Source organism: Plantibacter lichenum, from assembly GCF_050587525.1.
GTDB lineage: Bacteria > Actinomycetota > Actinomycetes > Actinomycetales > Microbacteriaceae > Plantibacter.
The window spans coordinates 38,270-51,291 of record NZ_JBOBFT010000010.1 but is presented as its reverse complement, the minus strand read 5'-3'; the positions used below and the strand labels follow the sequence as shown (position 1 = coordinate 51,291).

6 protein-coding genes and 1 pseudogene are annotated in these 13,022 nt (G+C 63.8%); 1 reads left to right on the top strand and 6 read right to left on the bottom strand.

Annotated elements, in window-relative coordinates:
• Positions 1 to 49: 49 nt before the first annotated feature.
• From ACQ3HB_RS14235 to ACQ3HB_RS14220, 4 genes are all read right to left on the bottom strand, one after another.
• Complete coding sequence (locus ACQ3HB_RS14235; RefSeq protein ID WP_430920736.1) at positions 50 to 1,219, bottom strand: hypothetical protein; 1,170 nt, start codon at positions 1,217 to 1,219, stop codon at positions 50 to 52.
• A 329-nt stretch (positions 1,220 to 1,548) separates the two neighbouring features.
• On the bottom strand, positions 1,549 to 3,273 hold the full coding sequence (locus ACQ3HB_RS14230; protein ID WP_430920735.1) for a DUF2326 domain-containing protein: 1,725 nt from the start codon (positions 3,271 to 3,273) through the stop codon (positions 1,549 to 1,551).
• The gene (locus ACQ3HB_RS14225) at positions 3,273 to 3,503 is read right to left on the bottom strand and encodes an ABC-three component system middle component 6 (protein WP_430920734.1); all 231 of its coding nucleotides are present in this window, start codon (positions 3,501 to 3,503) and stop codon (positions 3,273 to 3,275) included. The genes ACQ3HB_RS14230 and ACQ3HB_RS14225 overlap by 1 nt, the downstream gene beginning before the upstream one ends.
• Positions 3,496 to 4,284, bottom strand: coding sequence for an ABC-three component system protein (locus tag ACQ3HB_RS14220; protein ID WP_430920733.1), 789 nt, complete (start codon positions 4,282 to 4,284; stop codon positions 3,496 to 3,498). Before ACQ3HB_RS14220 ends, ACQ3HB_RS14225 begins: the two co-directional genes overlap by 8 nt.
• 652 nt (positions 4,285 to 4,936) lie before the next feature.
• Here ACQ3HB_RS14220 and ACQ3HB_RS14215 point away from each other — a divergent pair.
• Positions 4,937 to 7,420: a DEAD/DEAH box helicase family protein gene (locus ACQ3HB_RS14215; protein ID WP_430920731.1), complete on the top strand. Its 2,484-nt coding sequence runs from the start codon at positions 4,937 to 4,939 to the stop codon at positions 7,418 to 7,420.
• A gap of 213 nt (positions 7,421 to 7,633) precedes the next feature.
• Here ACQ3HB_RS14215 and ACQ3HB_RS14210 read toward each other — a convergent pair.
• Together ACQ3HB_RS14210 and ACQ3HB_RS14205 are read right to left on the bottom strand one after the other, a co-directional pair.
• Positions 7,634 to 8,203: pseudogene (locus tag ACQ3HB_RS14210) on the bottom strand (recombinase family protein); the annotation flags it as partial.
• A gap of 680 nt (positions 8,204 to 8,883) precedes the next feature.
• Positions 8,884 to 12,918: a LamG-like jellyroll fold domain-containing protein gene (locus ACQ3HB_RS14205; protein ID WP_430920729.1), complete on the bottom strand. Its 4,035-nt coding sequence runs from the start codon at positions 12,916 to 12,918 to the stop codon at positions 8,884 to 8,886.
• Between the last annotated feature and the right edge of the window lie 104 nt (positions 12,919 to 13,022).

Here is a 13,022-nt window from a genome sequence, read left to right as displayed (position 1 = left end):
GGGTTGTATTGACGGATGGCGGCCGAAGGCTCGACCGATCCTGGTGTCGTCAAGCTTCCTGTGTCGGTTTGCCGCGGCCCGTCCGAATGGCTGCTAGACGTTCGCGCAGTGAGGCCTCTGCTGTTGTGGATGCCTCGAGATCGCCGCGGATGAAAACTCGCTCCGTGAATTCCAGCACGATGGCTTGTTGCTCGTCTTCAGGAAGATTGGCGATGAAAGGCATGACCCGTCGCAGAGCGAGATCGGTACGTTTTGCAGCACGAGCTTCCGCATGGTGCTGTTGCCCCCGACGCCCAAGTAGTGCAGCGATTCCGAGCGTCCCAAGTGAAGCCGCGAGGCGGGTGAGAGACAGCCCCACGTTGGAGTCCGAATCAGGATCGATTGTGAACAAATGCCAAATAATTGCTGTCACACCAGCTGCGCCCACGAACGCAGCGGCGATGTCACATACCCATGCGGCAAACGTCTTGTTTCTCGCGTATCTGCCGTAGTCTGTTGCTACGACGAGCGCGGTCGTGGCGTGAACGGTCTTGCGAGCCGAGTCCTCATGCTTGTGAAGCTGTTTGAGGACTGCTTCCGCCTCGTTCCTGTAGGCGGCGTCCGTCGCGGTCCAGCCTGCTCTCAACTCATCGATGACCGATTCTTGGGAATCAGTGACGTGTTGGATTGCCTGATTTGCCTCCACTTTGAAGTCGGCGACAGCCTCCCTTATTCGCTGTCTCTCCGTGTCGACGCTCGTCGAGAGTTCGGTCTCCCGAGTGTCCAACTCTCCGATCCGCGATTCAAGTGCCTGACTTTGAACCTCCACTCGCGATACAGCTTCTGCAACCCTGTTGGCGAAGGCTTCGATTGCGGCCTGTATGCCCGACAGATACCGTGATGGCTTGACCACGGGCCATGAAGCCAAGGTATCCATCACTGAATCGGTGGCCGCGGTCGCCATGTCAATCGGCCAGACCCCTGCTCCGATATTGGTTAGCGTGCTTGTGAGATTCGAGGTTGCATTCTGAGTGCTTGTGAGCATCGCTGGCGTAACCTCCAACGGATCGCTTTCCGAGCGGCGGCGTTCAAGGAGCTCGACGACGATTCCGACATAGGACAGGACAGCTTGTCCGTTGCGATCATCCCCGCTGATGTCTAGCGCATTGAGTTGAGCCCTCACGGCGTCGACCTCTGGCCACAGCGGATGAACGACGTAGCGATCTGACCAAAGTGTCATTGCTTTCCTCTCAACCTTGCCGAGCCTACCGAGCAAGCCGGCGTTCGGTACAAATTGTGGCGCTTCGGATCGTGAGAAGGCGCCCACCGGTCGGCAACGAAGAGGGACTCGCCTGCGCCTCACTCATCATTGAGAAGACCTTCCTCATGCTCTGATCGAGATCACCTTGTTTCGGGCGGTCTCGAAGCGGAGTTGCTTTTGATGTAGACAGGCGATGCCCCAGATCAGAGCCTCGCGGAGTTTGCGGAGCAGGATGCGACCGACCACGAACCGTCGTTTTCGAGGTCCGATACTGTCGCCGAGAACAGGCAGCTCAATACTCCGGGGTCCTAGAATTCACGTCCCAACAGGCCGCCTACCTCCGTGTCAAGGATGGATCGCACGATGCCGCCCTTGAACCACGGCTCCTCCAACACATCGGGCGGGATGTCGTTGCTGTTGATGGTGCAGATGTACTGCCCACCCGTGGTCTGCACCATCTCCTGCGCGAAGCGCAGGGCGTTCGCAAGTTGGCGAGGATCGACGCCGTCGAAGACCACCGAATCATGCACGAGGAAGTCGGGATGCCGAGCCGAAGCAGCGCCCTCTTCAAGCAGCGTGAGGTCGAAGCAGAAGAGCTTCATGCGATCCACTCCGCTGCTTCCCGAGCCAGGGACGGTCACGGTGAACTTGTAACCCGCGTTGTCTACCTCGACTGTGAGGGCGGCGCCCTTGCCGTACAGCCGGTGCATCTTCTGGCTGAACTGAGCGCCGACGTGGTCGAGTTTCTGCCGGGAGCCCGCGAGCTGCTCACTCGCCCCTTTGCGCAGAGTCGACTGCTGGAGTTTCAGGTCTTCGCGGGCGGTGACGAGTTCGCGGGCCTGCTCGATTTGAAGGTCGATCGCGGCAAGGCGCGCCTGGACGCTCGCGAGCTCGTTTCGCAGCGCGTTCAATTCGTCCAACGCACCTCCCGCATCGAGCGTGCGGAGCGTGCCGTCGCGCTGTTCGTCGAGTCGGGAGAGTTCGGCTTTGCGGACCGCGATGCGGTCGTCGAGGCTCTCAATCTCGCTGCGCAAGAACGCTCGTCGGTTCGTGAGAAGGCTGGCGTGGAAGGCGGCAACATCTCGCATCTGTCGAATGAATCCATCCGCGAGTACGGCGCCTGCCGCCGCAAAAAGCGCTTCGACGTCGACGGGCTCAGCAGGCGCGTCGCTATCGTCGGTGAGTGATGAGACGTAGAGGGTGCGCATGCGGCCATCGACGACCGCTTCGTCGCGCAGGACGGAAATCTGCGCGGTTAATTCGTCTGCCCGTTGCACCAGCGAATTGGGGTCTTCCAGGATACGGAAGCCTTCGATTCGTCCCGCCCACTCCTCGACTTCGTTGAGGAGCGCTGCTCGCTCGAGGGCAAGATCGCTTTCGGGTCGGAGGGTTGTCACGAGTCCATCGCGGGCCGCGGCCGTAATCGTCTTGAGCTGCTGGAGCCCCTTGTCCACGTTGGCGAGGTCGAGCACGACCTTCCAGTCGAGGTCGAGAAGGAACGCGATGTGCTCGCGGCTGCTAGTGGCGCTCTGCACAGAGACGATTTTCAGCGGGTCCTTCGGCGCCTCAGTGCGGATGACATAGGAGAGCAGCGTCCGGACCGAAATGCCGCCGGTGATCTTCTCTTCGGAAGGTTCCAGACGGAACAGCCCCAGCCCCAGCAGCTCCTTCCACTCTTCGCCCGAAATCTGACCTTCGACAAGATAGGGCGCGATGAACGCCTTCGCGTCGCCGGTGGCCGCGATCTGCAGCCGCTTGCCGGCGGCGAGTGCTCGGGTGGCGCTCACGGTGCCGCCGAACAGCTGAAGCTCGAGAGTGAACTCCCACCCGTCATCGGCGAGCAACTGCATCTTCTTATCGAATGTGCCGCCGAGGACGTAGTTGAGAACTGCGAGGAGTGTCGACTTACCACGGGCGTTGCGGCTGTCCTGATCGGTCGAGTCGGGCGCGCGCTCGGCGACGACCGCGTTGAACCCAGGTTTGAACATGATGGGCTTGAACTCGGCCTTGTTGGCACTCAGACGAACCAGCACTAATTGGCCCTCAAGATTCCGTCGTAATGATTGATGGCGCCGGCGCCGTACAGCAACGTCAGCGCCGCGGCGAACGAGTCAAAGGGCGAGCTCGGCACCGCTTCTCGAAACTCGACGAACAGCTGACCGACACTGAGACTGCGTACACCCATGAGCCCGAGAATTGTCGCAGCCTCCCCCACGAGGGTCTTGGCTATCGGGGTGAATTTGTCAGGGAACAGCTCACTCACGCTCGAACACCTCGCAGATCTCGAAGAGATAGGCGACCACCGCTAGGGCAGCTGCGCGCAGTTGAGGCGTGTCCTGAGGGCCCGCGTTATCCCACGCGCGCTGGACGAGGTAGTCGAACACCTCGTCGGGCTCAAGCCCGTCAGCGACCGCCGAGTAGTAATCGCTCTTGCACCGCGCGGCGAGCGTCTTGCCAAAGCCCGGGTTCCAGTCGGACTGGAACGCGATGAAGCGCTCTACGCGGTCTGCCTGGGAAAGGCCCGCGGTGATGAGCTCGACGGCTCCCGGACCGAGCTTGTTGAGCTGGATCTTCTGCTGAACAGGGAGCGCGATGTCCACCTGGACCGGCGTCGGCGGTTCCTTCGCTCCCACCAGAACCGTGCAGATCATCGACAGCTCCGCGTACGTCACATCCCCAAGGCCCGCACGAACGCCGCGCGCCACCTTGGCCTCGTGCACGCGCTTGGCCTCGCGTAGGAACGCGACAGTGTGCAATTCGAGCTGGGCATCTACGGCGTCATGATGCGGGCCGCACAGGTAGATGAGGTTATCCGCCGACCCCCGCTGTTGTTTGGTCATCGTCTCGTCATACCGCGGGCCGCCAGGACTCGCCGCGCAGATGTGCGCCACCTTCCCCGTCGCCTTCGGCCGATCGCCGACTGTAAGCGACTCCATGGTGAGGACTAACTCGCATCCGGGGTATGCGCAGGTGTTCCCGCTGCGCGACACCACGACCTTCTCCTGGGCCGGAGGCGCGGACTCGCGCGGAGTGAGTTTTGACACCACCTCAGCGTATTGGTGATGAGATGCAGTTGTTTGCGCGACACTTCCTCGAATGACCATTGATGATCCGCGAGGGCGAGGCTCAAACGTGGCGTGAGACAAGTGCGTGCGCCGGGAATCTGTTCGGCGACTCCTTTGCCCGTAAGAGGGGCGTCCACCGGGCGCTGTCGTCGCCCGCGATGAGTCGCCACCGCGTCATTGCGGAGATGCTGGTTCATCCCGCCCGGTCATATTTGCCCGCAGGGGTGCCCTAACTGCATGACGCTCATCGTCCGGTTCACGGTTGGTATAAAGCTGTCGGAATCCTCCAATGAGCGGACTGCAATCGGCATTGATCGGTTCTGAGCCCGTCGGTCGCTCTGCCAGGCGCCCGCTGAATCTGGCGTCCGAGGGCGGCTCGGAACTCATGGCCGAAACCGAATCTGCGACACCTGGCTGAGACGTTTGTGAGCAGCGTCTCGGCCCGGGCTGGATCAGCTCACGAATGGCGGGCATGCGTTTCATTTGGGGATCGTCTATCGAGAGGAATTAAGGAGTCTGAGGCAGACAGGTTCAGCTGGTTGCGTCTATGGTGTTCTCGGGGGCAGGCTCAGCGCGGCGAATTGGCAGCGCGTGAGTTCCGCTGCACCGCAGGAGCGACGGGGCTGGGTCAATGGTGGACTTCGGGGCAATGCTGGCAAGTGGCGCGGATGATGCTCCTATCGAACCGCGCGAGCTGCACAGCCAGCTGACAAAAGCCCCTGGATATGGGTACCTAAGGGACGTGCAGGGGCAGGTGCTCTCAAAGTGGCACGAACGCCGCGACGAGCGCGACATCGTAATTAAGGTCAATACCGGCGGCGGCAAGACCATTGACGGTCTCATCATCCTGCAGAGTTACCTGAATGATGGCGAGGGACCGGCCCTGTTCGTCGCCCCCAGTGACTATCTAGTGGGGCAGGTCCTTGCAGAGGCCCAAAAGCTCGGCGTGGAAGTTACGACCAATGTCGATGGTGCGGCCTATCTCAACAGCGAGGCCATTGGCGTCGTCAACGCCCATAAGCTGGTAAACGGACGAACTGTCTTCTCGAGTCGGCGGCCCACACGTGCTCGCGCTCCTATCGGAGTCGTCGTCGTGGATGACGTGCACGCTGCCATCGCCACGACCCGCGAGAAGCTGTCGTTGACGCTACCACGCAAGAATGACGCGTTCATGCCCCTGCTGGATCTATTCGAGGACGATCTGAGAACGCAGTCCTCCGACTCGTACCTAGACGTACGCGATGACCGCCGTGGCGCCCCTGTGCGGGTCCCCTTCTGGGCATGGCGTTCGAAGGTCGAACAAGCCCGGGAGCTCCTTCGCAAAGAGACTGGTGAGAAGAAGGACCTGTTCTATGACTGGCCGGCTGTCGCGGAGGTCCTGCCGCTATGTCGCGCCGTCTTCTCCAATCACGAGCTCACAATCACGCCGCACTGTCCTCCCATTGACCACGTGACGTCGTTCATGGAAGCGAAACACCGGGTTTTCCTCACAGCGACGCTTGCTGATGACAGCGTGCTCGTCACCGACTTCGGCGCCTCTCCGGCCAGCGTGCAGTCGCCCATCACTCCACTCTCTGCCGGTGACATCGGCGAGCGGATGATCGTCGCACCGCAGGAGATCAGTCCCGCGCTTACAGTCGAGGCAATTCGCACGGAGATTGTCAATCTCAGCAAAACGTTCAACACAGTGGTACTTGTCCCCAGCACACCGTGGGCGGAGGCGTGGAGACCGCACGCGGCAATCGTTGCGACGAAAGACGACATCGATGAGGCAGTGAAGAAGCTCCGTGGCAAGAAACACATCGGACTCGTTGTGCTAGTCAACCGCTACGACGGCATTGACCTTCCCGACGACGCCTGTCGGGTTCTTGTTCTCGACGGTTTGCCTGAGGCATTCAGCGCAGAAGAACGCCTGAGCTCCAGTCTCGCCCGCGCCAGCTCTGGAATCGACGACCGCCAGGTACAGCGCATCGAGCAGGGTATGGGCCGCGGTGTGCGCAGCAACGAGGATCACTGTGTTGTATTTCTGCTCGGCCCCCGGCTCGCTCAGCTCACCGTGGACCCTCGTACCGTCACCCGCTTTAGTCCCGCAACCCAGCAGCAGCTCAAACTCTCGCGTCAGGTTGCGGCGAGTATGGACAACCTGCCGCTCAGCGGGATAATCAACACCATCAAGCAGGCGCTCACGCGGGATAAGAACTGGGTAGAGCTGGCCCTCAAGGCACTGCGCAACATCGCCCCGGCGCCGGGACATGTCTCAGATGCGGCGGTTGCAGAGCGCGAGGCATACGTCTTGGCGCAGAACGGCAACATGACTGCTGCCCGTGATCGCATCGCTGCTGTCGCCGCAGCTGAGACGGATGAGACATCCGCAGGGAGGCTGCTGGAGCTCCAAGCTACGTACGCGGATATGACCAGCCCAGAACTCGGTCAGCAGATCCTCACCCAGGCCCGCGCGAAAAACACCAACGTCACAAAGCCCCTCGCCGGACTGACCTTCGTCGCCCTCGAAACGCATTCACCCCAGGCGGTGACATGTGCCACCCGCCTGGGACAGAAGTACTCCACCGCCGCCGCGCTACGCCTGGACGTGGAATCCATCATCGAGGACCTCGCCTTCAATGAGTACCGAGTCGAGCAGACCGAGGAGGCCCTGCGTCGCGCCGGCGAGCTTATCGGGCTCGGATCGCAGCGGCCCGAGCACGATACGAATACCGGTCCGGACAACCTCTGGGCACTCGGCGACAACAAATTCTGGGTCATCGAAGCGAAAACCGGGGCCAAGAGTTCTGCCATCGGTAAACGCGACATGGGTCAGCTCGCGACATCGATGTTGTGGTTCGGTCAGCGGTACGACCCTGCCGCCCACGCAGTGCCGATCATGGTGCACCGCGCAATCACTACGTTCTCGGATGCAACTCCTGTGACGGGTATGCAAATCATCACGGAGAGAGGGCTCGGCGAGCTCGCAGCGGCGCTACGCAACTTCTCCACGGCCCTCGCCGAGGGCGTGTGGACGGACCCGGAGGCTGTGGCCACCTTGCTGGAAGGACACGGACTCTCTTCCAGCAAGCTGAGCACTTTCACTACCGCGCAGCGCGGTATCAAGAACTGATTGCATCGCCACGTTGGCAGTTCCGGCAGCCGATACCCAAACGGATTTGAATACCGTCAAGAAGCCGGCCGTGTTGTAGCGCGGCCCTACCTGGGGTGGCTCGCGCAGCCTCCATTGCAGAAGCGTGAGGAGTGCCTGCCGGCTGGAGAAGGCGCGGCTCAGAGTGCAGCATCTGGGTAAACCGAACTGCTCAAAATCTAAGCCAGATGTAGTTCTGCTCGAGGCGCCGGTCTGGTGTCGGTAGAGGGTAGCGCGGCTCCAGCCGACGAGCGCAGCGGCCTCCGCGGCCGTGCGGCCGCGGCTGCGGGCATCGGCGACGATGGCGAGCTTCTCCGCGATGGTGTCTGGGTTCACGGGCGGGCGCCCGAAACGTGTGCCTGATTCGCGTGCCGCGGCGATGCCGGCGTTCACGCGTCCGACGATGAGTTCGCGTTCGTACTCGGCCAGGGTAGCGAGCAAGTGGAGCATGAGCCGGCCTGTCGATGTAGCCGGGTCGATGCCGTCCGAGAGTGATCGCACGTGGACCCCGCGGGCGCGCAGGAGCTCGACCGTGTCGAGGACGTCAATCAGCGATCGGCCGAGACGGTCGATGCGCCACACGATCACGGTGTCGCCGGTCTCGGCGTACTCGAGCAGCTTCGTCATACCGGGCCGCTCGATTGCAGTCTTACTGCCGGAGGTCACGTCCGCGAACACGTCGCGCTTCTGCACGCCAGCGTCGACAAGAGCGTCGAGCTGCAGCTGCGCGTCCTGGCCGGCGGTGCTCACTCTGGTGTATCCGATCTGCCTCGTCGCACCAGCATGTCTCAGAAACCCGCGCCAGCCTCGGTGAGACACGCAGTGCCGTCAGACGAGTTCTTGAGACAGAACGACGACTGCAAGATCTGCGGACCCCCGGGCCCGAAGCCACCTGGGTCGTCGGCCGGCCTCGTGTCTCGTAAATCTGTTTGTTTACAAGACGACACTGACCTGCCCCCTTGGGGCCAGGTGATACGCAACAGGCATGGGCATTCGACAATGGGACTCGAGCTGGTGGACGCTTTGGTTCTCAGTGCTGCCACCAACGAGATCGACCGCACGGATGACTGGCTGATGCTGCATCGAGCGTCGGTACTGAGAGGATCGTGTCTATGGTCATAGGAGCTACCGTGCTTGCGGTCGTAGGAGTATTGACAATCGTCTTTCGACACCCGGTCGATAGGGTTTTGAGGCGAGTCGGTGGCTGGAGTCTCCCGAAAGACTCGGACTTCGTGAAGACCGCCCGACCGGGGGCGGTCATGCTGGCCGGGATCGCCGCCATCCCCCTCGCAATTAGCTTGTTCGTTCGCGCTGCGGGCTGAAGCTCAGCGCATTCGAGACGTTCCTGACGAGGACGGGCGAGACGATCATCTGGCGCACGCAGAAGGCCCCGCCCGCAACCGTGAGGTAACGAGCGGGGCCTTGGAATCGGCGGAGTCCGAACGCTACTCCGTTGCGCTCCCCGCCCGACGACGACGGACGGCGACGAGCGCGCCACCACCGGCGATCAGGAGGACGAGCGCTGCGAGCGCAGCGCCACCGAACGCGAAGCCCGTGTTCGCGAGGCCGGAGCCGTTCGAACCACCGGAGCCTGCACCGGGCGTCCCGGTACCCGGAGTGCCGGGCGTTCCGGGGTCGGTCGGCGTCGACGGATCGGCTGCAGCGACCGCGAAGTCGGCCACGGCCAACGGAGCACCGTCGGTGCCGAACACCGTCATCGTGTGCGCACCGAGCGCGAGATCGGCCGGAACCGTCCACGTCCAGTCGACACGACCGTCGGCACCGACGGTCGCCTCACCGATCACGGTGGCGCCGGCAGGAGCGGCGAGCGCCTGAACCCGGCTCACGGTCTGGGCGTCGACGACGGCAGTCAGGACCGCCCCCGTCTCGAACCCGGTGCCGGCGACGGTCAGCTTCTCGCCTCGCTTGATCGTGGAACCGGACGGTCCGCTGACCACGATGGTCGGGTCCGTCGGAACGACGACGTCGCCCGGAGTGACCTCGGCCTGAGCCGTGGCCAGAACCCCGTTGGCGTCGGACACCGTGAGCGTGTGCGCCCCGAGCGCGAACGCCGCATCGACGTTCCACGACCAGTCGGCCTTCCCCTCAGCATTGGCCTTCGCCGTTCCGATGGCGGTGCCGTCGACAGCTGCCGTCAGCTCCGCATCGGGAGTCAGCCCGGAAGCGTGCAGGCCGAGCGTCCCACCCTGCTTCACCGTCGGTGCGTCGGTCGTCAGTGAGGCGGCGGCAGTGTCGCCACCTGCCACCCGTGCGATCTCGGCGGCGGACAGCGCCCGACCGTAGAGGTGCACGTCATCGATGGCTCCCGGCCAGAAGTCGACGACCTTGTTGTCCCACTGGGCGCCGCCGATGAGGAGACGGCCCACCGAGGTGATGGCCTTCGACTTCGCCGTGCTCTTCAGCACGCCGTCGACGTAGAGCCGGAGCTCCTGCGAGGACGCATCGTAGACACCGGTCAGCTGGTACCACTGGCCGAGCGTCGGCTTGACGGGCGTCAGCGCACGCGCGTCGACCGTACTGAACGCGAACCCGCCGCCACCGTACTGGAGGAAGAACGAGCTGCGCTCGCTGCCACCCTCCTGCGCGACCGCGGAAGCCCATGCGTCGGGGATCTTGTCGAGCTTCACGGTCGCAGCGACCGTGTAGTCCTTCGACGTGTCGACGACGGTGCCGGCCGACGAGGCGTACTGCCCTGCGCCGGAGAGCTGGAGCGCGCTGCCCTTCGCACCCTCGGTCCAGGACGCCCCACCGTTCAGGGTGAGGTCGTGCCCGTGACCGGAGGCGTCGACCGACGTCGTGCCCTCGCCCTCGTCGAGCGGGTAGGCGGCGTCACCGACGACGCCGGCGGCCGGAGGCGTGGTGCCGGCGAGCTTGCCGGCAGCGACCACCTGCTTGTTCACCGCGGTCACTTGCGCCAGATCCATCTTCTCGACGCGCCGGTCATAGGTGAAGAACCCGTTGACCTCGCCCTCGACATCGCTGATCTGCGTATAGACGGCACCAGACATGAACGTCCTGGCCGGCTCGATCATCTTCGCCGTGTTCGCGACGTAGGCGGCCGTGAGGTCCGCCGAGTTCGAGAACCCGCCGTAGGGGCTGAACGCGCCCTTCCAGGTGTGGCCGGGGACCACGAGCGAGAGACCGCCGTGCTCACCGTCGACCGCTGCACGCGTCGCATCAGGAGCCGGGAAGCCAGGACCCTGGTAGACGTGCCAGTCGATCACATCGCCCTTGCCGGAGTCGCCCGGCAGCTCGCAGCAGTTGAGACCGCTGCGGGCGTTCGCCAGACGGGACGGGTCCTGCGCCTTGATCGCCTCGGTGATCTCACCGGTGCGCGTCGTGTTCCACTCGCTCCAGCCCTCGTTGAAGACGGTCCAGCCGATGATCGACGTCCAGCCCTTCAGCGAGTCGACCATGTCGTGCATGCTCGCGACGAGCGAATCCTCGGCGGCGGGCGACGTCATCTTGCCGTCACCGGGGATCGCGTCCTGCCACACCATGAGCCCGATCGTGTCCGCGTAGTAGTAGAACCTGGCCGATTCGACCTTGATGTGCTTGCGGATCGTGTTGAACGCGAGGTCCTTCGTCTTCTGGATGTCGAACTTGAGCGCGTCATCCGTCGGTTGCGTGTACTGGCTCTCCGGCCAGTAGCCCTGGTCGAGCGTGGACAGGAGGAACTCCGGCTTGCCGTTCAGGACGATCTTCTGCACCCCGCCCACATCGGCGATGGCGATGGAACGCATGCCGAAGTAGCTCGTTGCCACGTCGCCGCCCGAGATGGACACATCGAGGTCGTAGAGGTACGGGTCGTCTGGGCTCCACAGGTGCGCGTTCGGAACGGCGACCGGGATCTGGGTGCCGGCGGCTCCGGTGGCGGTGCCGATGACGGCGCCGTCCTCCTTCGCCTTGACGGTCACGGTCACGACGTCTGAGGCGCCCGCCGATGCGGAGGCCACGTTGACGTTGACGACGCCGTTCGGCACGTCGGGCGTCGTGACGACGTCGTCGATCGCGACGGTCGGGACCGGCTCCATCCACACGGTCTGCCAGATGCCGGAGCTCGGCGTGTAGAAGATGCCGCTCGGGTTGGCGCGCTGCTTGCCGACGGGCTGGTCCTTGCCGGTCGTGTCGGTCACGGCGACAATGAGCTCCTGTGCGGAACCCGCGACGAGCGCATCGGTCAGGTCGACCGAGAACGGCAGGTAGCCGCCCGTGTGCTCGCCGACCTTCGTGCCGTTGAGGTAGATCGTCGACTGGTAGTCGACCGCACCGAAGTTGAGGCGCAGACGGTTGCCGGAACCGATCGCCCAGTCGGACGGGACGTCGATCGTCCGCTTGTAGAACATGTGGTCCTCGTGGCGTTCGATGCCGGAGAGGACCGACTCGATCGGGTACGGGACGGTGATGGTCTCACCGAGCGTCTGACCGGTCGGAACAGCGGCGTCCGCTGCTGCGCCCTGGAACTCCCACGGCCCGTTGAGGTTCGTCCACTGGTCGCGGACGAGCTGCGGACGCGGGTACTCGGGGAGCGGGTGCTCCTTGTCGACGAGCTCCGACCACGGTGTCGACATCGTGTACGTCGATGAGTTGATCATCGGCAGGTCGAACGCCTCGATCGGGTTGCCGCCGAACGTCGCGGCGGCGCCGCCGTCGTAGACGAGCCGGGGGACGCCGTCACGGCTGATGGCCGTGCCGAGGTCGATCGTGAAGTGCGTCGGGTCCACGACCGTGAGACCGTCGACGGGATACGGCTGGTCGTCGACCTTCACCTGCAGGTGGGAGAGGAACGCGTCATCGATGCCGCCCAGCTCCTGTTCCGAGGAGACGCCGATCGAGAGCCCGTCGGTCGACACCTCGGAGCTGAGGACGAAGTCGGGGAAGCCGGCCGGTGCGAAGTACGCGGTGGCCGGGATGATCTGCTTCGGCACGCTCGCGCTCGACCAGCGGAGGAACATGTTCGAGCCGCCGGCCTCCTGGAACTGCTCGACCTTGATGTCGTAGCGCTGCCCGGCCGTCAGGGCGACGGGCGCGCTCGTCTGTTCGTTGTCCCAGTCCTTCTGCCAGTGGTCGATGACGAGGGCGCCGTCGATCCAGACCCGGAAGCCGTTGTCGCCGATGGCGGCGAAGGTGTAGTCCTCGGTGAACTCCGGCTGCAGCTGACCCGTCCAACGGGCGGCAGTGTCGGTGTTCCGACCTGTGAGCGCGAGGTAGCTCGGGTTCAGGTCGGCGAAATTGACCGCGGAGTCGAGGCGTGTCGCTTTGAGGGTCGCGAGGTCGTCGGCTCCCGGCCCGGAGGAGAGGAAGTACTCGCCTTTCAGACCGTGGGTGTTCGATGCGGCGGGCGCGGCCGCGGCGCTCGTGCCGCCGATCGCGATGGCGGCTCCGACCGCGAGAGCGCCGGAGAGGAGCGCGGCCAGAACCGTCCTCCCCCTGGATCTCGGTGTGTGTTGTGACGTCATTCGAGGTGCCTTTCTTCGTTGAAGGGGTCTTCGGTGAACAGCAGGGCGAGACGGAACAGCAGGGGCAGGGCAGCACGAGGAGCGGGCGCGCACCGGTTGGGCGG

Bases quoted from the DNA above. Each gene is read 5' to 3' on its own strand.
- ACQ3HB_RS14235 (WP_430920736.1), bottom strand. From the start codon at position 1,219: ATGACACTTTGGTCAGATCGCTACGTCGTTCATCCGCTGTGGCCAGAG.
- ACQ3HB_RS14215 (WP_430920731.1), top strand. From the start codon at position 4,937: ATGGTGGACTTCGGGGCAATGCTGGCAAGTGGCGCGGATGATGCTCCT.
- ACQ3HB_RS14205 (WP_430920729.1), bottom strand. From the start codon at position 12,918: ATGACGTCACAACACACACCGAGATCCAGGGGGAGGACGGTTCTGGCC.